This window comes from Desulfitispora alkaliphila, from assembly GCF_050433185.1.
Lineage (GTDB): Bacteria > Bacillota > Desulfitisporia > Desulfitisporales > Desulfitisporaceae > Desulfitispora > Desulfitispora alkaliphila.
On sequence record NZ_JBNPXS010000006.1, the window covers coordinates 42245 to 62327 of the forward strand.

At 38.8% G+C, this 20083-nt stretch carries 23 protein-coding genes and 1 tRNA gene; 12 read left to right on the forward strand and 12 right to left on the reverse strand.

The genetic code is table 11. The annotated features are described in order from the left end of the window. Position 1 precedes the first annotated feature (1 nt). Positions 2–187, reverse strand: coding sequence for a Gfo/Idh/MocA family oxidoreductase (locus GGQ84_RS03655; RefSeq protein WP_429159458.1), 186 nt, complete (start codon positions 185–187; stop codon positions 2–4). Between the two features lie 188 nt (positions 188–375). Between GGQ84_RS03655 and GGQ84_RS03660 the strand changes: the two genes are divergently transcribed. Together GGQ84_RS03660 and GGQ84_RS03665 are read left to right on the forward strand one after the other, a co-directional pair. After that, positions 376–2802 carry a histidine kinase N-terminal 7TM domain-containing protein gene (locus GGQ84_RS03660; RefSeq protein ID WP_429159287.1) on the forward strand — a complete coding sequence of 809 codons (2427 nt, stop codon included), beginning with the start codon at positions 376–378 and terminating at the stop codon, positions 2800–2802. A 22-nt stretch (positions 2803–2824) separates the two neighbouring features. Beyond that, on the forward strand, positions 2825–3001 hold the full coding sequence (locus GGQ84_RS03665) for a rubredoxin (RefSeq protein WP_429159289.1): 177 nt from the start codon (positions 2825–2827) through the stop codon (positions 2999–3001). A gap of 68 nt (positions 3002–3069) precedes the next feature. Here GGQ84_RS03665 and GGQ84_RS03670 read toward each other — a convergent pair whose 3' ends face one another. Further along, complete coding sequence (locus GGQ84_RS03670) at positions 3070–3495, reverse strand: universal stress protein (RefSeq protein ID WP_429159291.1); 426 nt, start codon at positions 3493–3495, stop codon at positions 3070–3072. A gap of 283 nt (positions 3496–3778) precedes the next feature. Here GGQ84_RS03670 and GGQ84_RS03675 point away from each other — a divergent pair, with 283 nt between their 5' ends. Then, positions 3779–4522, forward strand: coding sequence for an SIMPL domain-containing protein (locus tag GGQ84_RS03675; protein ID WP_429159294.1), 744 nt, complete (start codon positions 3779–3781; stop codon positions 4520–4522). A gap of 65 nt (positions 4523–4587) precedes the next feature. Here the strand turns inward: GGQ84_RS03675 and GGQ84_RS03680 are convergent, their stop codons facing one another. The 5 genes from GGQ84_RS03680 to GGQ84_RS03700 form a co-directional block, all read right to left on the reverse strand. Then, entirely contained in the window at positions 4588–5337 is a 750-nt protein-coding gene (locus GGQ84_RS03680; protein ID WP_429159297.1) for a phosphate ABC transporter ATP-binding protein, read from the reverse strand. Next, the gene (locus GGQ84_RS03685) at positions 5337–6050 is read right to left on the reverse strand and encodes a PstA family ABC transporter permease (protein WP_429159300.1); all 714 of its coding nucleotides are present in this window, start codon (positions 6048–6050) and stop codon (positions 5337–5339) included. Before GGQ84_RS03685 ends, GGQ84_RS03680 begins: the two co-directional genes overlap by 1 nt. A 129-nt stretch (positions 6051–6179) precedes the next feature. After that, positions 6180–7049, reverse strand: coding sequence for a phosphate ABC transporter permease subunit PstC (pstC, locus tag GGQ84_RS03690; protein ID WP_429159302.1), 870 nt, complete (start codon positions 7047–7049; stop codon positions 6180–6182). Positions 7050–7061: 12 nt separating this feature from the next. Then, a complete protein-coding gene (locus GGQ84_RS03695; protein ID WP_429159305.1) occupies positions 7062–7964 on the reverse strand; it encodes a phosphate ABC transporter substrate-binding protein in 903 nt (300 codons plus the stop codon). Between the two features lie 34 nt (positions 7965–7998). Continuing rightward, positions 7999–8095, reverse strand: a tRNA-Cys gene (locus GGQ84_RS03700). A gap of 113 nt (positions 8096–8208) precedes the next feature. On the opposite strand from GGQ84_RS03700, the gene GGQ84_RS03705 reads away from it, so the two are divergent. The 4 genes from GGQ84_RS03705 (at position 8209) to GGQ84_RS03720 (ending at position 11473) form a co-directional block, all read left to right on the forward strand. Beyond that, entirely contained in the window at positions 8209–9120 is a 912-nt protein-coding gene (locus tag GGQ84_RS03705; RefSeq protein WP_429159308.1) for a selenium metabolism-associated LysR family transcriptional regulator, read from the forward strand. Between the two features lies 1 nt (position 9121). Continuing rightward, positions 9122–9916, forward strand: a complete 795-nt coding sequence (locus GGQ84_RS03710) for a sulfite exporter TauE/SafE family protein (RefSeq protein WP_429159311.1) — start codon at positions 9122–9124, stop codon at positions 9914–9916. Positions 9917–10072: 156 nt separating this feature from the next. After that, entirely contained in the window at positions 10073–10498 is a 426-nt protein-coding gene (locus GGQ84_RS03715; protein WP_429159314.1) for a hypothetical protein, read from the forward strand. A 60-nt stretch (positions 10499–10558) separates the two neighbouring features. Beyond that, on the forward strand, positions 10559–11473 hold the full coding sequence (locus tag GGQ84_RS03720; RefSeq protein ID WP_429159317.1) for a LysR substrate-binding domain-containing protein: 915 nt from the start codon (positions 10559–10561) through the stop codon (positions 11471–11473). A 26-nt stretch (positions 11474–11499) separates the two neighbouring features. Here GGQ84_RS03720 and GGQ84_RS03725 read toward each other — a convergent pair whose 3' ends face one another. Genes GGQ84_RS03725 through GGQ84_RS03740 form a run of 4 tightly spaced genes read right to left on the reverse strand, consistent with a single transcriptional unit; the run spans position 11500 to position 13825 of the window. Then, positions 11500–11727: a sulfurtransferase TusA family protein gene (locus tag GGQ84_RS03725; protein WP_429159320.1), complete on the reverse strand. Its 228-nt coding sequence runs from the start codon at positions 11725–11727 to the stop codon at positions 11500–11502. Between the two features lie 12 nt (positions 11728–11739). Further along, positions 11740–12264, reverse strand: coding sequence for a YeeE/YedE thiosulfate transporter family protein (locus tag GGQ84_RS03730; RefSeq protein WP_429159323.1), 525 nt, complete (start codon positions 12262–12264; stop codon positions 11740–11742). A gap of 11 nt (positions 12265–12275) precedes the next feature. After that, positions 12276–12791 carry a YeeE/YedE thiosulfate transporter family protein gene (locus tag GGQ84_RS03735; protein ID WP_429159326.1) on the reverse strand — a complete coding sequence of 172 codons (516 nt, stop codon included), beginning with the start codon at positions 12789–12791 and terminating at the stop codon, positions 12276–12278. A 2-nt stretch (positions 12792–12793) separates the two neighbouring features. Next, positions 12794–13825, reverse strand: a complete 1032-nt coding sequence (locus tag GGQ84_RS03740; RefSeq protein WP_488168087.1) for an AI-2E family transporter — start codon at positions 13823–13825, stop codon at positions 12794–12796. A gap of 161 nt (positions 13826–13986) precedes the next feature. Between GGQ84_RS03740 and GGQ84_RS03745 the strand changes: the two genes are divergently transcribed. Both GGQ84_RS03745 and GGQ84_RS03750 read left to right on the forward strand, forming a co-directional pair. Then, the gene (locus GGQ84_RS03745; RefSeq protein ID WP_429159329.1) at positions 13987–15093 is read left to right on the forward strand and encodes an FUSC family protein; all 1107 of its coding nucleotides are present in this window, start codon (positions 13987–13989) and stop codon (positions 15091–15093) included. A 202-nt stretch (positions 15094–15295) separates the two neighbouring features. After that, the gene (locus GGQ84_RS03750) at positions 15296–16201 is read left to right on the forward strand and encodes a GNAT family N-acetyltransferase (protein ID WP_429159332.1); all 906 of its coding nucleotides are present in this window, start codon (positions 15296–15298) and stop codon (positions 16199–16201) included. Here GGQ84_RS03750 and GGQ84_RS03755 read toward each other — a convergent pair. Beyond that, positions 16152–16325 (reverse strand): hypothetical protein, encoded by a 174-nt coding sequence (locus GGQ84_RS03755; protein WP_429159335.1) that lies wholly within the window; start codon positions 16323–16325, stop codon positions 16152–16154. The two genes, GGQ84_RS03750 and GGQ84_RS03755, sit on opposite strands and share 50 nt — an antisense overlap. A 106-nt stretch (positions 16326–16431) precedes the next feature. Here GGQ84_RS03755 and GGQ84_RS03760 point away from each other — a divergent pair, with 106 nt between their 5' ends. Genes GGQ84_RS03760 through GGQ84_RS03770 form a run of 3 tightly spaced genes read left to right on the forward strand, consistent with a single transcriptional unit; the run spans position 16432 to position 20065 of the window. After that, positions 16432–17559 carry an aldo/keto reductase gene (locus GGQ84_RS03760; RefSeq protein ID WP_429159338.1) on the forward strand — a complete coding sequence of 376 codons (1128 nt, stop codon included), beginning with the start codon at positions 16432–16434 and terminating at the stop codon, positions 17557–17559. A 5-nt stretch (positions 17560–17564) separates the two neighbouring features. Then, the gene (locus GGQ84_RS03765; RefSeq protein ID WP_429159340.1) at positions 17565–18941 is read left to right on the forward strand and encodes a C4-dicarboxylate ABC transporter; all 1377 of its coding nucleotides are present in this window, start codon (positions 17565–17567) and stop codon (positions 18939–18941) included. A 26-nt stretch (positions 18942–18967) separates the two neighbouring features. After that, complete coding sequence (locus tag GGQ84_RS03770; RefSeq protein WP_429159342.1) at positions 18968–20065, forward strand: copper amine oxidase N-terminal domain-containing protein; 1098 nt, start codon at positions 18968–18970, stop codon at positions 20063–20065. The last annotated feature ends 18 nt before the right edge of the window (positions 20066–20083 follow it).

A 20083-nucleotide genomic window follows, 5' to 3' on the forward strand; every position in this document is an offset into this window, starting at 1 on the left:
ATTATGTGCCAATTTGCAGAATAGCTTCATATTCTTTTTTAATCTTTACGATTTCCTGCGCGTCTTCTAAGGTAGTAGCCATGGGCTTTTCCATTAGTATGTGTTTTCCTGACTTAACAGCTACCTTAAGGACTTCTAAATGAGAGTAGTTAGGGGTGCAGATTATTAGTCCTCGTAGACCTTCAATTGATTTCCCGCAAACTTTTCTTCAAACATACCCACAGCTTGTTTCACACTGCTAGGGTTAGGGTCGTAAATGCCGTGAATATAGAATAAGTTTTCATGGAAAATAACTATGGGAACAAAGAGAGGAAAATGAAGTATTATATAGAAATAAAAGAAAAAAAGAAAAAATATGATGGGGGGCTGACATAAATGTTTATCTATACGCTGCTACTTGTAGCTGTTATGTACCTAGCGATGGCTTGTATAGTTACAAGATTCAAAAGTGTGGAAGGATCAATTAGTTTTGCAGCTCTTATGTTAGCCGCTAGTATTTATTCAGTAGGGTATTTTTTTGAGCTTAGAAGCAATGATTTAGAGACAGCATTTGTGTGGCTTCGCATTCAGTATTTTGGACTGGCCTTTATACCGGCATTATGGATAACTTTTGTAGTGCGTTACTGTGGTTATTCTAGATGGTTAAAGCCCCCTTTAGTTGTAATGATTTGGGCTATTCCTATTATTACATTGGCAATGATAAACACAAGCCATATGCACTCTTATTTTTACAGTAATATATCTATTGAGCAAATTAATGGACTTACAATCTCTTTTTTTGGTAAAGGAAGCATGTACTGGCTGCACATAGGATTTATAAGCTTTTCCTTCATGTTCAGCAGTCTTATGCTAATCTATACATACTACAATTCAGTTGAAAAAAATAAGAACAGATTTTTGTTATTATTTGTTGGGTCGCTAGTTCCCGGAATAACTTTTCTGTTATATCTTTTTAATAAAACACCTATAAATATAGATCTTAGCCCCTTTGCGTTATCATTCACAGGAATCATCTATATTTACAATTTTTTTAGCTTTAAGATGTTTAACTTTTTATCCGAAGCACACTCAAATGTGTTTGCCTCTATTCAAGATGCAATTCTAGTTGTAGATTCCAATGGGAAAATAGTAGACATTAATCTAGCAGCAGAAGCCTATTTTGGAAATAAAAGTGAGCTTACTGGTTTAGCTATAGACAAAATTTTTGATAAGTTTGTTGAGCAACCAGTCTCTTTAGAATGTGGGGAGAGAATCACAGAAAAAGTATATAAAATGAAACATGATGAGCGCTGGATTGCTACCAACGTATCTTGTTTGATAGATAGTGAGGGAATACCTCAGGGTAAGATAATTATAATTAGGGATATTACTGAACGAAAGCTTTCTGAGATAGCACTGCAAAAAAGTGAGGAAAAGTTCCGATCTATATTTGAACATTCACCTCTTGGAATTTATAATTTTGACAATGATGGAGTTCTTATAGATTGCAATGATAATTTTGTTAGAATAATAGGGTCAAAACGCCAAGATATTATTGGGCTAAGGACACTGGAACTACCTGATAAAAAAATTGTTATGGCTATAAAAAAGACTCTTGATGGCGAGCTGACACAATACGAAGACAATTATACATCAGTTACAGGAAATAAAAAAACACCTATCCGAGCCTTGTTTGCACCACTATTTTGCCAAGATAAAAAACTTATAGGTGGCGTTGGTATTATAGAGGATAACACTGAGAGGGTTATGCGTGAAAAGCAACTGGAGTATTTAAGTTTGCGTGATAAGATGACGGGAATTTATAATAGAGCGTTTTTTGAAGTAGAAATTAAGAGATTGCAAAAAAGCAGGGAGTACCCTATATCTATTATATCCTGTGATGTAGATGGGTTGAAAATTATCAATGACACTATGGGACACGAACGAGGAGATAGAATTTTAAAAAATTGTGCAAAAATATTAAAACAATCCTTGCGCGAAAGTGATATATTAGCGCGAGTGGGGGGGGATGAGTTTGCCATTATCCTCTTGAAAACAGACCATGAAGTGGGAGAGCAAATAATACGAAGAATAAAGCATAAAGTTGAGCAGTACAATCAAGAAGCTAAAGAATTGCCATTGAGCATCTCTCTAGGAGTGGGAACAGCTGTTGATAACAATATACCCTTAGAGGAAGCCATGAAGGAAGCGGATCAAAAAATGTATCATGAAAAACTGATCCAAAAGAAAAGTAGTCGCAGTAGCATTATAGATTCCTTGGTGGCTACTTTAGCTGAAAGGGACTATGCAGTTGAAGGTCATCACCTGAGACTTGCTGAATACTCAACAAGGATAGGGTATAGGCTCAATTTACCCGTTAATAAGATTACTAATCTCAAGCTTCTATCCCATGTGCATGATTTAGGTATAATAGGAATACCGGACACCATTCTCATGAAGGGGGGAGAGCTTACAGAAGAGGAATGGCAAGTTGTAATGCAGCACCCAGAAAAAGGATATAGAATAGCGATAAACTCACCTGACTTAGCTGGCATAGCTGATTTGATTTTAAAGCATCACGAAAGATGGGATGGGAAAGGCTATCCTTTAGGGATTAAGGGTGAAGAGATTCCGATTGAATGCAGGATTTTGGCAATAGTAGATGCATTTGATGTTATGACCCACAGTAGACCTTACAATAAGGCAAAGAGTACTGAAGAGGCAACTGAAGAACTTAAGAGATGTTCGGGAACCCAATTTGACCCCAAGTTAATTGAAGTTGCAGTGGAAGTACTTACTGGAGCAGGGGAGAAGGAAAAATAATCTTAAAAAGGAGTGGTAAAAGGTGACAGAAGAGAATAAAATGTGGCAGTGTCAAATGGTGAACTGTGGTTATATTTATAACCCTAAAAAGGGCGATAAGAAGGGAAAAATACCTAAGGATACTTCTTTTGAAGACTTATCAGAAGACTGGAAATGCCCCCTATGTGGAGCAGGTAAGAAGGCGTTCAAGCCGGTTTAGAGTGTAAATAGGGGATGTTTCAACTAATTAATATCAGTTGAAACATCCCTTTTTATTAATGATCTTCATTACTGTGGTCTAACGAAGAGAATAGGAGTAGAGCTACACTTAGAAACCATTTCAGCAACACAGCCTTGAATTGCCTTTCTGATACCTGTAATTCCTCGTGTAGGCATAATTACCATGTCGTATCCCGTGCTAGAAGAACAAATGATTTTGCCAGGGTCGCCAACTTTCGCTTCCGTAGTTACTTCAACGCCATTTTCGTTAAAGAATTTCTCGGCTTCTGCGGCAACTCGAGTTGCCTTTTCTTTTGCCCCTTGCTCCAAAATTTCCGGCAGATTATCATCTCGCCAAGCTTTAGGTAGATTTGGTGTGGTGCTAATAGCGACTATGGAAATTTTGGCATTTTCCTTTTTGGCAACCTCTAAACCCTTTTGAATAGCAAGTCGATCAACTGGAGTTCCATGCAAAGCAAGTAAGTACCTTTTCATAACAAACCATCTCCTTTTAAAATTTTTCTGTGGGTTAGTTTGCGAAAAAAATAACTACTTTTCGCTAACAGCTTAAAGCTGATCCGCTCCCGTTAACCCTTTTGTTACTTATAGTTTATCGCGTTTTTATAAAAATGGAACCCCTTTTCATGCTTGTTAAAAAAAGTTTTAGCCACAGTATTTGTGAAAAACATTGCATTCTCAAACTATATCTTTATGGGAACATCCTTATGCTTACTCCGTCTATTTTAGTAAATCTAATTTTATTTAAGGGGGATTTAAGTTGCAAAAAAAATTAATGCTTAGTTTATTGGGAGTTTTAATTATTTTCTCTGCGGGATGGGGTTTGCTATCCCAAGGTAATTCTGAAGCAATAGCCGCTTCAACTAATCAAGATAGGCTTATCAGGGTAACTGGTGAGGCGGAGGTTAGTGTTGAGCCAGATAGGGCGCAAGTAGTTTTAGGAGTAGAAACTAGTAATGAAACAGCTGAAACTGCTACTAAAGAGAACGCTCAGCTTACTGAAGAGCTAGTTAATGCACTAAAAGAATTTGGCTTAGAGGGTGATCAAATTAAAACTAGTGGATATAGGGTACATAGCTATAGAGAGCCAATAGGCGGAGGAAGGGAAAACCCAGAATACAAGAATGTGTATAAAGCTATAAATGAGTTGCAGATGACAGTGGACAAGTTAGATGAAGTTGGTAAAGTTATAGACGTAGCTATTAAAAATGGGGCAAATCAAGTTAACTCAGTTCAATTTATAGTAAATGATACAGAGGCGGTAAAGATGCAGGCGCTACAAAAAGCTACTCTTCAGGCAAAGGCTAAGGCAGAAGCCATAGCAGGTGCAGCTGATATTAATATCAAAGGCATCAAAACAATAACAGAAGAGGGTGGTAGCTACAGTCCTTATCGAGCGGATTACATGAGAGAGATGGCAGCCGAGGCCAAAGCTGTTTCTACTCCAATTATTCCTGGTGATGTGGAAGTTAGAGCTAGAGTTTTAGTGGAATATTATTTCTAATAGAATTTTTAAGGGGGGTTCTCCTGACAATGTTGTCAGAAGACCCCCCTTGACAAGACTTGACACTAACCAAACATACCCTCTAAGTAGGCTTGAGTATCGGAGTGTTTGGGATTGGAAAAGAAGTCCTTACTGTTACTGTACTCTACTAATTTACCGTCACAGATAAATGCTGTGTCGTGAGCAATTCTTCGGGCCTGTGCTAGATTGTGAGTGACAATAACAATAGTAACTCGTGACGCTAGGGTTGCCAAGGCCTCTTCGATTTGGATAGTGGCCTTGGGGTCTAAGGAAGAACAGGGCTCGTCTAATAACAAAACATCGGGCTCAAGAGTTAAGGCCCGAGCAATACACAATCGCTGCTGTTGACCTCCAGATAGCTTGGTAGCACTAAGATGCATTCTATCTTTAACTTCATGATATAAGCCTGCTAGCCTTAACTTTTCCTCAATTATCTCGCTCGCCTTCCTAGAGCCACTTAATCCATGATAGTCAAGGGCATACCGCATATTTTTTTCCACAGAAAAAGGAAAAGGAGTAGGTGTTTGAAAAACCAAACCTATCTTTTGACGAATATACTCTCGGGGTACCTTCGATATGTCGGTTCCCTGAAAGCAAATTGAACCGTTTACTGTTGCACCGGGTTCCTCTTCTAGCATTCGGTTGAATGTTTTTAGCAGGGTGCTCTTACCACACCCGGAAGGCCCAATGATTGCAGTTATTCTGTTTTTCCTTATGTTCATAGTGACCTGATTTAATACTTGGGTCTTCCCGTAGGAAACATCAACTTGCTTCATGGATAGTATTGGTTCCATTAGGTTTCACTCCTTGTGCGCAAAAATAGTGCAAATGCAATTCCGTGTATAAAAAGTAACAAACCCACTAGAACTAAAGCAGTACCATAAGCATATTCTAAGGAAAGGTGCTCTGAAGCGAGAATATACAAATGATAGGGGAGAGCCATAACCGGATTAAAAAGAGATGATGGCACTCCTGCATGAAGTACTGAAGCAGTGAGCATGATTGGAGCGGTAGCTCCCATGGCATAAGCAGTAGCTAAAATAATTCCAGACAAAATATCACTTTTACATTGAGGTAAAATTAAATTAAAAAATGTGTAGGCGCGAGATGCTCCTAAGGAATAAGAGGCTAACACCTGTTCTCTTTCAGCTTCTGCAATAGCCTTCTCGGTGGTAACTGCCACTACGGGAAAAATCATAATAGCTAAAGTGAGTCCACCTGCCATAAGGGACATTCCCATTTGCAAGGAAACTACAAAAAAGGTGTAGCCGAAAAGTCCGAGCACAATTGAAGGGATACCGGCTATGCACTGAATCACTATGCGAAATCCAGACTCAATTCTAGCTGATTGACAATAGAGGCGCAGGTAAATAGCTGTAGCCACTCCTAAGAGGGAGGCTACTAAGCCACAAATCATGCCTAAACCCAATGTTCCCATTAACGCGGGGAAAATACCACCTGCGGTTCCCAATGGCATTCCTGTTGGGGAAGAGAATAAAAACTCCATGCTAATGACCCCTACTCCTCTATAGAAAATATGGAGGATAATAAATCCCACTGATAATAGCACTAAGGCGGCAGACCCATAAACCCAAGCCTTAATTAGTATGGTATTTAAGTTTTTTTTCAACATAGATTACACCTCAAGTCGCTGGCGTATGAGATAAAAAATTAGATTAATTGTCACCAGTAGTAGCATCAATACTAATCCAGCTGCAAATAAAGCATGGTAATGCAAGCTACCCAAGGGAGCTGACCCCATTTCTAATGCAATTAGCGCTGGAATAGGCTTAATTCTCTCGAAAATAGATGTGGGCATTAGGGCAGCATTTCCCACTACCATCATAACTGCCATGGTTTCTCCCATAGCGCGGGCAGTTCCCAAAATTGCTCCAGAAATAATTCCAATTTTAGAAGCAGGTAATAATAGGTGCCTAAACATGTACCAACGTGAAACCCCAAGAGACTTAGATGCAGGGAGATACTTAGCAGCAGCCTTGCTCATGGTCTCATCACAGGTGGAAATAATAAAGGGCAAAATCATAATGGCCAAAAGAATGCTACCACATAAGAGGGATTCTCCAGAACTAACATCAAAGTATTTTTCTACCAAAGGTATTAATAACATCACTCCTAAAAATCCATAAACCACTGAAGGTATCCCTGCCATAATGTCTAAAAAAGGACGAATTATGCGACGCCATTGGGGAGGACATACTTGTGACAAAAAAAGGCCGCAACCTAATCCCACGGGCAAAGCAATAAACAGTGCCCCTAGGGATACAGCTATGGTTGCAGCTAGCATGGGTAAAATGGAAAGCCGGGGCGGATCAGACAACGGACGCCAATCCTGCCCCAACAAAAATGTACTCAAATCAACTTGTTTAAAAACCGGATAACTCTCTTTGGCAATAAAGAATACTATAAACACAAGTAGTAGTACTGCAACTAAGGCAAGTCCCCGAACTAGCCCTTCAAAAAGCCGGTCGTATATCTTAGGTGACATTAGATTCACCTTTTAAAGTGCTGGAAGAAAGCCCATTTCAGATATTATCTCGTGGCCTTTTTCCGACTGAATATATTCTAAGAAGCTCTGTTCTGCTAGAGACATATCACCACTGCGAACCAAGTATAGTGAACGGGCGATAGGATAAGTTCCCTCCAGAATATTCTCTTCTGTGGGAGCGATGTCTTCCACATTGAAAGCTACTAATTCAGCTTCATGACGGTTTACCATTCCAAAAGAGGCATAACCAATAGCATCTGTATTTTCTGCAAGTCTTCCCACCAGTGAACTCATGGATGGAGCTTCAATAGCACTAGAAGAAACTTCTTCATCTCCCATAACAGAGCTTTGGAATACACGGTTAGCACCGCCACCTAAATCTCTAACTAAAAGTACAATGTCTCGATCGGGTAGTGTAGAGTCAAAATCATTCCAGGTAACAGCATTTCCTGAGAAAATTTCTCTTATTTCTTCCTTTGTTAAGTTTTCTCTTGTCTCAGCTATAGGGTTTTCAGGGTGCACTGCTAGCAAGAGAGCGTCTATACCAACTTTAAATTCTTGAAAATCTTCAATTAATTCTTTTTCTTCTTCACGAGCATCTCGGGCTAGCATGCCAAAATTAGCTGTTCCGTCGATAACAGCCTTGGCTCCAACACCAGACCCGCCAGTTGAAATATCAATTTGGATTTCTTTATTAGGCAAAGTAGCATCCACCTGGTCCCAAGTCCCGAATTCCCCAGCAAAAGCATCGGCAATTTGAGCAATAGTTGGAGCAAGAGTTGAAGAGCCTGTTAGCATAAGGCGGCCTTGAAAATCTCCTTCGCTTTCTACTTCTCCATTGTCACCGCAACCGCTTACTAGAGTTGTAGCAGCCAATAGGGTAATAATTGATAAAACTAATAAAAACTTTCTCATAAAAACCCCTCCTAATTTTATTTTGCAAAAAAAATGGAGGAAAACGGTGGGAATCGAACCCACTCCAGCTGGCATTTGCCATACCGGCCACCGGTTTTGCAGACCGGGGGGAGACCTCCTCCTCGCTTTCCAAATCCTAGCATCAATTATAGTAAATGTGAAAATACAAAGAAATACAAATTGTAGATAGAAACAATTGATTATTATTGATAAAAGCGATAGTATGAACATAGGGGTGATAGTAATGCAGTTTCAACAATTACAATGCTTTGTAAAGGTTGCAGAATTAAAAAGTTTTTCTAGAGCGGCAGAAATGCTGTTTTTAAGTCAATCCACTGTAAGCACTCACATAAGTGGACTAGAGAAAAGTCTAGGACAGAAGTTGTTTGACCGCCTAGGTCGGCAAATAGTGTTAACTGCCTTTGGTGAGAAAGCGTATTGTTGGGCCAAAGAAATGTTGAAATTAAAAGAAGCTGCTCTTTGGGATTTGCAGGAGTCGGGACAAAAGGTTGGGATGTTATCTATTGCTGCTAGCAATGTCCCTGCTGAGTATCTGCTTCCCAATATGTTAGCGGAGTTTACTAAAGACTTCCCCAGGGTTAGATTTACGGTTTCCCAGAATGATTCTGAAGCGGTGGTAGCAGCACTAGCAAAGGGAGAAGTAGATATTGGCCTAGTTGGAGATAGATTTGAAGCAGATAAAATTGAGTATATTCCCATCGCTCAAGAGAGGATACTATTAATTACTCCCCCTGATGTGGAGTTAGAAGCACCAGTCTCAGTTGAGCAATTAAAGAAATATCCCTTTTTATTTCGAAAAAGTGGTTCGGGAACTCAAGCAGTAGTTGAGCGGTTTTTGTCTAGTGCTGGAGTTGCTCTGGGAACTTTGAAAATAGCGGGATTCTTTGACAGTATCCAGGCAATAAAGCAAGGCGTGAGATCTGGACTAGGCTTCTCTTTGGCTTCTGCCATTGCAATTGAAGACTACTATCAAAACAAATGGATTAATGCTTATGAAGTTGAAGAATTTAGTCAAGATAGGGTTTTTTACATTTCATATAACAGGGAACGCACCATATCCCCAGTGGCAACAGAGTTTATTGAGCGGAATAGTTGTCCAGGAGACGGTTCTTCTGACAACCTAAGGAGTGTATAATGTGTTTACTTTTGTTGAGGTGACGTTACTTTTAACGGGAGTACTATCTGGTTTTTTTGGTGGCTTACTGGGAATTGGCGGTGCAACCATACTAATCCCTATTCTTATGTATTTGCTGCCAGTTCTGGGTGTAGAATTTACTTTTCACCAAATTACAGGGCTTTCCATGGCGCAAGTCTTCTTTGCTGCACTAATAGGGGCAATTACCCATTATCAGGGTAAAAATCTCAGAAAAAATCTGATTATCATAGTGGGTGGCCCATTGCTTGTGGGGAGCTTTCTTGGCGCCGCTACTTCTAAATTTATATCTGAACAGGCTTTAGTAGCTATATTTGCTTTTGTCTTATTTTTATCCATAGTGATGATGTTTAAGAAAAAAGATGAAGATGCAAGCTGTGATATAGACACAGAGAATTACCTTTCCGGCAATAAAGAAAAGGCAATAGGTGCATCAATAGGTGGTTTTGCAGGAATATTAGCTGGCCTAGTTGGAGTAGGTGGAGCTGCATTTTTAATACCTGCGTTAACGTATTTTTTAAATATACCTATTAAAATATGCATAGGTACCTCTTTGGGGATTATCTTAGCTGGTGGGGCCTCGGGTTTCCTAGGAAAAGCGGTTACTGGTCAAGTTCCCTTTGTTCCAGCATTTTTTATAGTAATGGGTGCTATGGTTGGTTCTAGAATCGGAAGCAAGGTTAGCATTAAATTAAAAGGACATAATTTAAAAAAAATACTTTTAATCTTTTTAATTGTTATCTTAATACGCGTAGTATTATCACTATTCAATGTATAACTAAATAAAGCAAACTTTATCTCCTGGATAGGTTAAATATATACCTACCCAGGAGTTGTTGTATTATTTTGCTCTTTTCGCTAAAAAACAAAAGGAAATCTAATCAAACAGTCGAATAATTAAATTAATCCTACTAAACGTCTGGAGGTTATGCCAATGAAGCAATTGTTATTTCAATATGGAGAGGCAAAATTCTACGTTGTGAGAAAAGATCCAATGAACAATGAATATATTTACGCCTTTAATACGGGTAACAAGACAGTTGAATTTGATATTAGAGTTTTACCTGTTCCCGATTGGCTTGATAAAAAAGATCACGAGTTGATTATTATCAACGGAATCTGCTCCGGTTGTTTTAGAGATATTAACCCCATTTGCTATATATGGCCATATGATTATATGAAGCTTCCAAAATTTTGGCTTAGCTTATTGATTAGAATGTATGACTACTATATTCAGAAAGCTAATGAGGAGAGCAAGTACCTGGAAGGATGGGTCCCAGAATCTTTTGAAGACTTTTACTTAAAGAAGTTTCAAGATTATATCAATCGCAGGCTATACCAGCAGGATAGCATAATATAAATATTAGTATGAATTATTTCATATATAGAAGCTATTCAAAGCTTAAGGTGGATGATAATAGTGAACAGAAACCAATTAGAAGTTTTTTTGAATGTGGCGCGAACTAAAAAAATATCTTCAGCAGCAAAGCTTCTCCATTTGACCCAACCAGCGGTTAGCACCCAAATCAAGGCGCTAGAGAATTACTTTCAAACCCCTTTGTTTATACGAAGCAAAAAGGGAGTTGAGCTCACCGAAGCGGGACAAGTAGTCCAGAATTACGCAAAAAAAATTCTACAAAACTTTGATTCAATGGAGCAAGAAGTAGACTACATTTTAGGTGTAGAAAACCAAAAGCTTACAATCGGTGCTACTGAGACTGTGGGTAATTACGCTATTCCCTGTAGTATTTGGACCTTTAGGGATAAGTATCCCAATGCTCAGATTTCGCTAAAAGTAGGATCTCTTTCGGAAATTGTACGGGATTTAGAAGAGGGAAAAATTGACCTGGCTGTAATGGAAACAGTAACAGGGGTTGACACTAAGGAATTTAACTTAAAAGATGCATCCAGTGATGAGATTATTGTAATTAGACCCAAGGACGATAAATATAAACACTTGGAGAATATATTTTTTGAACAGTTAAAAGAATACCCCTTTATATTACCTGCATATGGCTTTGGGATTAGAGAGTCACTTGAGTTTGCCCTAGAGCAAGGTGGGTTAAAAGAGATTGACCTCAATGTGATTTCTGAGTTGGGAAGCTTAGAAGCTATAAAGTCTTCTGTTAAGGCTGGGTATGCTCTTTCCATCTGCAGTAAAATGGCCGTGCAAAAGGAACTTCATGATGGAGATTTGGTTGAAGTGCGTTTGGTTGACTTGGTTATGCCAATTACGTTTAAAGTAGTGTATCCAGAGAGCAACTTTTTGTCTACTATAGCGCATAGGTTCTTGCGTTTTATAGCTACACCAGATGAGTTAACCTTATGTGAATAGAACGAGCGCAGGGGCTTCCTGTGCTCTCAGTTTTTAGTGATCTCTATCTCCCAGCTGCCATTCTTACCTTCTGAGATAGAGACCCGGAAATTATTTTTCTCAGCCCAATCGGCAATATTTCTTACAGAACGGGTAAAATCTGATTTTATAATTAGTTGATCGCCAGACTTTAGGTTTTCGGCCATCTTTTTTGTCTTCATGAGAGGTACTGGGCAAACTTGCCCATAAAGTTCTAATTCAAAGGGACGAGTCATCTAAAATCCTCCTCAATCATATTTTTGCAGATATCGATATAAAAAAGCCAGAGCGCCACATTGTAAGAGTAGGGCAAAGGGCCAGTTAAAGAGATCGGGGAAATAAAAGCTTGGCAATGCAAGTATCTCCTGGTGCCACCAGCTGAAATGATATGCTCCTAAAAGACTTCCAATGGCAACACCTACAAGAACCAAGGCAAACAGGGTAAAACCTTCGCCTAGACGCAGAAAAACACTGAAGGTACAACCTCCTGCTATGACCATTCCTATCCCAAATAAGGTGCCTCCGAAAAGTGTAGCTATATTTAGAGGATAGATATTACCTGGGGTGCTAAGTCCCCAATGGCCATAGATGATTTGAACTGCGGCAAAACCTATACTGGAAAGGAGTAGGGTGAGAACAAGTGCTTTAAACAGTCCGTTATCTTTGAACATGATGAAATCCCTAAAGGCACCGGCAAAGCAAAACCTAGAGCGGTGTAAGGAAAACCCTATTCCGATACCTAGTAACAAGTTGACAAAAGTTGTAAGCTCCACAGAACTACCTCCTATTGCCAAAGGCTCATAATCAATTTGGTTCCCAAAAATGTACCGAAGAACACGCTAGCGGCAAAAAGCCAGCCGTGTAGCGAGAAGGAAGAGATGCTACCTAGGAATGCTCCGATATTGCAGCCCATTGCTAAACGAGCACCATATCCCATCATAATACCGCCTAGGAGCGCAAAAAGAACTTGTTTTTTACTTCTAATTGGCTTAATGCGAAACTCTTTAGCTAGTAAGCTGGATATTAGTATACCCATAAATAATCCCAAGTTTATGATGACTCCTGGTGAGGTTAATAGATTAGACCAGAGCAACTGATCTAATCTATTGTCAGCGTAGTAAGACCAGTACTGTGGTTCTAAGCCTATTGCTTGAACAGCTTTAGCACTGAAATTAGTTATAGTGCTCATAATTCCCCAGGGGTTGCCGTTGAATAGTAAAATTAAAGTATTTAAAATGGCTAGGGTAATTGCCCCTGTGGTATAGGACCAATCCGATGTAAACATTTGTTTACTTACCATACTCACCTCTCCAAACCTTCATTTTCTATATGAAGCTTTATAATAGTGTGAAGGTGGGTTACAACAACTTTACTGACAGCATATGTGGGTACTGCTAAAATCATCCCTAAAAATCCTGCTAGACTACCTCCGGTCAACAAAACAAATATAATAGTAACAGGGTGTATTTTCAACTTTCTTCCTAGGACTTGAGGTGCAACAAGCTGACTCTCTAACTGCTGAATGATAAACACTAAAACCAGTACTTGAACTGCTGTCCATGGGGAGTCGATAAATCCCACAATCATGCCAGGTATAGTACCTATGATAGGGCCGAAATAGGGGACGAAATTAGTCACTGTGGCAATAAGAGTCAGTATTAATGAATACTCTAGTCCAATTATTGTAAAGGCAATGAACACCATGGAACCTACAAAGAGACTGACTATTAATTGTCCTTTTATATAGGTGCTAATTGTACTGCCCATTTGATTTAAAACTTCAATTGTCTCTTCTTTATATCTTATTGGAAAAAAGCGAGCAATTGCTTCGGGCAATTTGTGCCCGTCCTTGAGCATATAAAAGGTTATGAAGGGAATAGTTATAGAAATTAGCACCACACTGGCGAACAAGTTTAACAAATATGCTGTATTACTTACCAGTGTATCTATTATATTATCCACAGCTTCTACGTAATCAGCTGTCTCCCACTTTTGTAAAAGTCCTGTTTCTTGAAATCGGGTAAAAATAATGTTTTCTTGTAACTCGATCATTTGTTTGTGAACATTAGAGATTAAATGGGGAGCGTTTTCCAATAGGGATAAAGCTTGCATTTGGATTAGTGGTCCTAGGTACATCATAACCATCACAAAAAACACTGCAATTACTAGGTACATAAGTAAAATTGCAATGGATCGAGGTACCCGCTTGCTAGAGATTAAATTTACCAAAGGATTTGTCAGGTAGTATAAAATGCCAGATATCAAAACCGGGAAAAAAAGTGTGGAAATAAATATCATAACTGGAGTAAAGACAAAGGATATTTTGCTCCCCACATAAATTGTCAAGAAAATCAGGAAAACCCATACAGTGACTTGAAATAGTTTTGTGTTATACAATGTATTTTCACCTACTATATACAGATTTAACAGTATTATAATAACATTATTAAAATAAATATACAATGCTTAAGCTTAGTGAGAGGCTGGAGGGCGCAATGAAGATTGGAGCTAGAATAATAAAAACAGGATTAGTTATAACGATATCATTGGCTATTTGTAAAGCTATAAACTTAGGGCCTGCTATCTTTGCGGCAATTACTGCCATGGTTAATTTACAACCGTCAATATATCAGTCTTATAAAAATGCAAAAGAACAAATTGGGGTTACTGGATTAGGCATTTTTGTGGGAACAGCTCTACTTTTAACCTTAGGTAACTCTCCTGTAGTTGTGGGTTTGGCCAGTATGATTATTATTATATTGGCATTGCAATTAAAGTGGAAAAGCGTTGTGCAAGTGGGGATTGTGACTACAATTTTTGTCATGGATGGGCCTGGTGTTGATTTAAGTCAGCACATTGTAGACAGGGTAATGCTTATTGGAATTGGATTAAGTGTAGCGCTAACGGTAAACTTGACCTTAGCACCTCCAAACCAGAGGAAAAAAGTCTTAGCAGAGATTGAAAAATTTCACTATCAAGTGATGGAGTTATTTAATAGGGAAGTTGAAAATTATATAAAAACCAGACCCATTACATCAGAAGAATTAGAGCGTCAACTAGAGTTGGTTCGGGAGTCTGTTCGGCTTGAAAAGAGCATTAAGATTTGGGAAATAAGTGCTTATGGTAAGGGTGCTGAGGAAGAAGTATACTTAACAAAGAAATTATTTGATCTAAATGTGCACGTGTTGGATAAGATAGCTTTGTTCCAGGATGTAGTGCCCAATAGAAATGAGAGAAGGTCTGAACGGGGTAATCAACCATACAGCAGTCAGTTTCAAGAAATAGTCAATGGACTGAATAGTGCTAGAAACACTATAGATAAAAATGGGAGGTTGCTAGTAGATGCTATAATTCGTGATAGGGAGGTCAAAGCACTTTACCCTACAGATGAATTTGGATCAGATTTGGATGACAAACTTGAAATGTGGCATTCCAGTCATTTAGGAGATAACTATTACTTGCACGCACTAATGGAAGTTAGCATATTAATTTATGAAATGCGTTGGATCGATCAGAAGCAGAGAAAGCTGTTCTTAAAGCAGAAAGAAGGCCTGAGGTCCCAAGTCGACCAGGAAGTTTCTACTATAAAATGCAGGAATTAATAAATGTAGCTTCTAAGTACATACGAGTAGATCACTCTCGAGTCAAAGTGAGTGTAAAGTCGGAGAAAAATAAGGTACTAGTTATAGCAAAAATTTAAGATAAAAACCTCCCACCTAAGTGAGAGGTTTTTCCTGTGTTTAGATGGAATATAAAAAAGATGGTATGACTGCGCGGTAGTGACCTTTATAGGGGGATAATAAAATGAAAAATCTTGTTATCAAGAATATTAAATTGGAAGACAAACCTAAAATAGATAGTTTAATTCAGGTGCTAAATGCTAGAGAGCAACTAGAATATTCACTTACCGATGAGTGGTTTCAGCATGTATTAAAAACCATGGGAGAGGGAATATTTGGGGCCTATTATGATTCTAGGTTAATTGGGATGGCCACCTGCATTCAAAATCCTGAAGATTTTCAAAGTGCCACTGTCAACGTTGTGGTAAATCCCGATTTTAGAAACATGAGAGTTGGCACACAGTTATATAATGAAGTTAAGAGATATATAGATAACAAGGGGATTATTAATCTACAAGCCTCTGTTAAGGAGCGCATCAATGGAGCTTATGTTTTTGCTAAGGGCAGAGGGTTTAAGTCAGTTTTATATTCTTGGCAGCTAGAATTTAACCTGGATAAATTTGATTTTACAAAATCAGATGAGGGACGCAATTATATTGTGAGGAAGGCAGATGCTAGTGACGGGTTAGTATATGCTCAATTGATTAAAGAGGGATTTGGTGAGGAAATAAGCAGCAAAGCTTTATCTTCTATATTAGATGACCCTTCAATTTTCGTATACGTTTTAGAGGTGGAGTCAAAGCCCCAGGGTGTGGCTGCTGTGCAAATTCGCTCCAATGCTAAAACGGGATATATTTTCGATGTAGCAATAACTAGCCAGCAACGAGGGCAAGGACTAGGGAGCCTGTTAATAAAGTGCTGTCTTGGGGAAATTAAAAGTGTAGGAGTGGGTAAAGCTATGCTCCAAGTTGCTGGCAAAAACGAAAGTGCTCTCAAATTATATAGTCGTTTGGGCTTTAAGCAAGTAGATAAGGATATTATTATGAGTGCTCAGTTTCAAATTCCTGACTTAACTCTAAGCGATCTCTAGGGGGACTTTTGCGTTTTGTATTGGGACTATTTGATTTTTTCTTGCGCTTTTTAGGGGTAAATTCCTGTTGGTCTTTAAACTTGTGAAAACGTGTAAATGCAGTTTGTACTCGCTCGATTCTCATAAAAAGACCACCTCCTCTTACTTGTATTATCGGTAGATATGGAAAAAAGTTTAATAAAAGGACATTGTGTCTATGTGGAGAAATATATTCCTAAGGGAGTGATAATATGCTTTACAATAACTATGGGAAGACAGGAAAGAAAGTATCAGCAGTGGGATTTGGCGGAATGAGGTTTGACTTAGATAAGAGTATTGATGAAAATGCTGAACTATTGAGGTATGCCAACAGCAAGGGAATAAACTACTTTGACACTGCTCCTAATTATTGTGACGATAAAAGTGAAGAGATATTTGGCAAAGCCTTTAAAAATATGCCTGGACAGTTTTATGTTTCTACTAAAAGTATGCCAACCAAGGTAGATACAGCTCAAAAAGCTAGAGAGGCTGTGGAAAAATCAATAGAGCGTTTGGGTGTAGATAAGATTAACTTTTATCATGTATGGTGCTTAAGGGAGATGGATCATTACTATCAGGCCATGAGACCTGGGGGACAATATGAGGGCCTGCTAAGGTGCAAAGAAGAGGGGTTGATTGACCATATAGTCTTCTCTTCCCATCAGCCGGGCAAGGAAATCAAACAGATCGTAGATGAAGGCAAGATGGAAGGTGTATTGCTTGGGGTAAATATTTTAAATTTCCCTTACAGGTGGGATGGAGTTGTCAGTGCTCAGGAAAAGGGGTTAGGAGTGGTGGCAATGAATCCTTTAGGCGGAGGAGTTATACCAGCTAATGAAGAGAAACTCTCCTTTTTGGCTTCAGAAGGAGAGACGCCCACAGAAGCAGCACTGAGATTTGTGATTGCATCGCCTCAGATTACTGTGGCACTTAATGGGTTCAGCACTAAAGAGCAAATTGATACTGCCTGTAAGATTGCAGACCGAGCAGAACCGTTTACGGAGGAACAATTAGAGAATATAAAAAGCCATCTGGGCTCCAATATGAATGCGGCCTGTACAGGCTGTGGCTACTGTTGGGACTGTCCCCAGGAAATTCCTGTGCCAGCCTACATGTTATTCTATAATGAAAAACAGATGTTTAATTCCTCGGAAGAAGATATGGTTAAGAGGGTTGATGTTCAGCACAAGTGGGGTATGTTAGTGGGGAGAAAAGCTAGTAGCCATGAATGTATTAAATGCGGTAAGTGTGAAGAAGCCTGCACTCAACGGCTTTCTATCACTGAACGATTAAATGAAGTAGCTGCTTGGGAGAAGGCAGTTAGAGAAAAATCGGAGTAGTTTAAATGAATACTAACGATAGACTCAGAAGCACCGCAACTCTAATGTTAGCGGTGCTCTATTTAGTAAGTGTATTATTCCAAGCTTCTTGGTTGGAGCCAGTAATAAGCATTTTGTTAGTGGCAGTGTTATTTAGCAGTTTAGTTGCAGTAAAAGGTACGGCTAGAGTTATTGGCTTTGGGCTATTTATGACAGGTGGGCTTATATTTTTTATCTATAGGGCTGATTGGAGTCTGCTGTTCCAGGGCTTGGAGAGAAATCTATATTTAGTGACTATGTTTATTATGGTTCCGCTGCTGAGTATCCCCATTCGTCGAGGTGGTTACCTGGAAAGTTTGAAGGGTTTTTTTGGGATCTATGTTAAAAGAGACTTTCAATTTTACTTATTTGTTAAAGCAATTACCTTTTTTATTTCTGTGTTGATTAATGTGGGTTCAGTGCCATTGATGTATCAAATAAGTGCTGCCAGCGAAAAAAGCAGGAAAAAAAGATTATTAGCAGCAGCACTTATTAGAGGCTTTACAGCATCTATCTTATGGGCGCCTAGTTATGCAGCGGTAGCATTAATTATTGACCTAACCGGGGGAAGTTGGATTCAGGTTTTCCCATACGGATTTGGCTTTGGATTGATGGCTATATTAGTGGGAACTGCAATCCAATACTATCAAGAATTGAAAGATAAAGACGAGAAAATTGCAGGAAATCAACAGCCTAATGAAGTATATGCTATTAAGTGGAAGAAGCTATTAGAGTTGATCGGGTTTAGTTGCATGATGATTATTTTAGTAGTAATTATAAGTCACTTTACATATCTGTCCACTGTGACCGCGGTAGCTACAGTTTCTCTAATTTATCCAATTTTTTGGTTAGGCCTTATAGGAAGGGCGAGGACTTTTTTTTCTGAGGTAAAGGAGAGCTATTATAATCAAAGTCTACCAAAACTAAAAAATGAAGTGGTGCTCTTTATGGGAGCAGGTTTCTTTGCCACTGCAGTAGATTCATCAAATTTTGGAGATGTGGCTGTGCAGGTCATATACAATTTAGCTGGGGATAGTCAGTTGTTGCTTTCAACAGGTATATGCATGAGTATAATTCTCCTTTCAGCAGTTGGAGTACATCCAATTATTAGCGTTACCTTAGTGGGTAGTATTTTAGAACCATCTACATATGGGGTAAGTGAAACATTTCTGGGAGTGTTACTTCTTTCAGGATGGTCACTGGGGATAGCAGTGTCTCCTTCCTCCGCTACTGTGATTACTGCATCATCCTTGGTAGGATCCACAGTTTTAAGGTCATGTAAATGGAATGTTTTTTATACGTTTGTCATGTTTGGGTTATTTATGTTAGCTTTAAACGGCTTACATTTAATAGGCTTAATATAGCATAGATACTATAGGGGGGGAGCTCGATGGAGAACTATAAAAAAGCTATTATTGGGGTTATATTGACATTTGCACTTATGTGGATAAGCATTATACAAGTAGACGCCAGTGATAATAGGCGTACTTTAAATGCAATTGTGGGGAATGTTAAGGTGTTTTTTCAAGGAAGCGAAATTTCTAAAAATCTTGATCCTTTCATAGTGGATGGAACTACTTATGTCCCCTTAAGGCAAATAGCAGAAGCTATGGGAAACAGTGTCTTTTGGGATGAAACTAACAACCAGGTGGTGATTAGCCCCAGTTTAGGTAGTGGTTCTCTAAATACATGGCAAAAAGACATGCGAATTCAAGAGTTAGAAAGGCAGGTTCGCTTATTAGAAGAAGAGTTATATATGAGAACTGGAACTCCGTTTACAGAGGACTGGTATAATCGTGGATGGTATTATGACGACTGGAATTACTATGACAATTACAGATGGTATGATTCAATAGCGCGGTTGGAAGATGACTTGAAACGACGATATGGTGAATATAGAGATGTGGAATTAGATATTTACTTGTATGGCGATTCTCGAGATATAGAAGTAATAGTTGAGGTGGATTTTCGCTACTTTAGAAATGAGTGGAATAGTCTGACTACAAGGCAGAGAGACAGATTGTTGCAGGATATTTGTGATGAGATTAGAGATGAGTATCCTAGTGCTAGGATTAAGGGGAAGGTTGAAGAAATAGAAAGAGATAGGGAACTGCTTTCTTTTGATACCACATCTAGGGGTACTGTCAGGGTGAATACTGTTAGTAGTATCGACCTAAGGGATTTAGAGAGAGAATTGGATGATAATTACTATGATTATTTTAGCAACATGGATTTATATATTTACCTAAAAGGCGATAGGGATGAGGTAGAATTCTATGTAGAGTTGGATTATGATGAGTATAGAAGAGACTGGGATCGATTGACTGATTCTCGCATAAGAACATTTATGGCAAACATATATGACGATATTGAAGCTGAGTTTAGGCGGGCTGAAATATCAGGGTATGTAATAGATATGTACGATGGAGAAGATTTAGCAAGGTATTCTAGGAATTCGCGAGGGAACACAGTTTTTAGAAGGTATTAAAGGAAGGTGAAACAACAG

Coding starts and splice junctions, on each gene's coding strand:
- GGQ84_RS03660 (WP_429159287.1), top strand. CDS start 376: ATGTTTATCTATACGCTGCTACTTGTAGCTGTTATGTACCTAGCGATG.
- GGQ84_RS03670 (WP_429159291.1), bottom strand. CDS start 3,495: ATGAAAAGGTACTTACTTGCTTTGCATGGAACTCCAGTTGATCGACTT.
- GGQ84_RS03680 (WP_429159297.1), bottom strand. CDS start 5,337: ATGGAACCAATACTATCCATGAAGCAAGTTGATGTTTCCTACGGGAAG.
- GGQ84_RS03685 (WP_429159300.1), bottom strand. CDS start 6,050: ATGGAGTTTTTATTCTCTTCCCCAACAGGAATGCCATTGGGAACCGCA.
- pstC (WP_429159302.1), bottom strand. CDS start 7,049: ATGTCACCTAAGATATACGACCGGCTTTTTGAAGGGCTAGTTCGGGGA.
- GGQ84_RS03695 (WP_429159305.1), bottom strand. CDS start 7,964: ATGAGAAAGTTTTTATTAGTTTTATCAATTATTACCCTATTGGCTGCT.
- GGQ84_RS03705 (WP_429159308.1), top strand. CDS start 8,209: ATGCAGTTTCAACAATTACAATGCTTTGTAAAGGTTGCAGAATTAAAA.
- GGQ84_RS03715 (WP_429159314.1), top strand. CDS start 10,073: ATGAAGCAATTGTTATTTCAATATGGAGAGGCAAAATTCTACGTTGTG.
- GGQ84_RS03725 (WP_429159320.1), bottom strand. CDS start 11,727: ATGACTCGTCCCTTTGAATTAGAACTTTATGGGCAAGTTTGCCCAGTA.
- GGQ84_RS03735 (WP_429159326.1), bottom strand. CDS start 12,791: ATGGTAAGTAAACAAATGTTTACATCGGATTGGTCCTATACCACAGGG.
- GGQ84_RS03745 (WP_429159329.1), top strand. CDS start 13,987: ATGAAGATTGGAGCTAGAATAATAAAAACAGGATTAGTTATAACGATA.
- GGQ84_RS03750 (WP_429159332.1), top strand. CDS start 15,296: ATGAAAAATCTTGTTATCAAGAATATTAAATTGGAAGACAAACCTAAA.
- GGQ84_RS03755 (WP_429159335.1), bottom strand. CDS start 16,325: ATGAGAATCGAGCGAGTACAAACTGCATTTACACGTTTTCACAAGTTT.
- GGQ84_RS03760 (WP_429159338.1), top strand. CDS start 16,432: ATGCTTTACAATAACTATGGGAAGACAGGAAAGAAAGTATCAGCAGTG.
- GGQ84_RS03765 (WP_429159340.1), top strand. CDS start 17,565: ATGAATACTAACGATAGACTCAGAAGCACCGCAACTCTAATGTTAGCG.
- GGQ84_RS03770 (WP_429159342.1), top strand. CDS start 18,968: ATGGAGAACTATAAAAAAGCTATTATTGGGGTTATATTGACATTTGCA.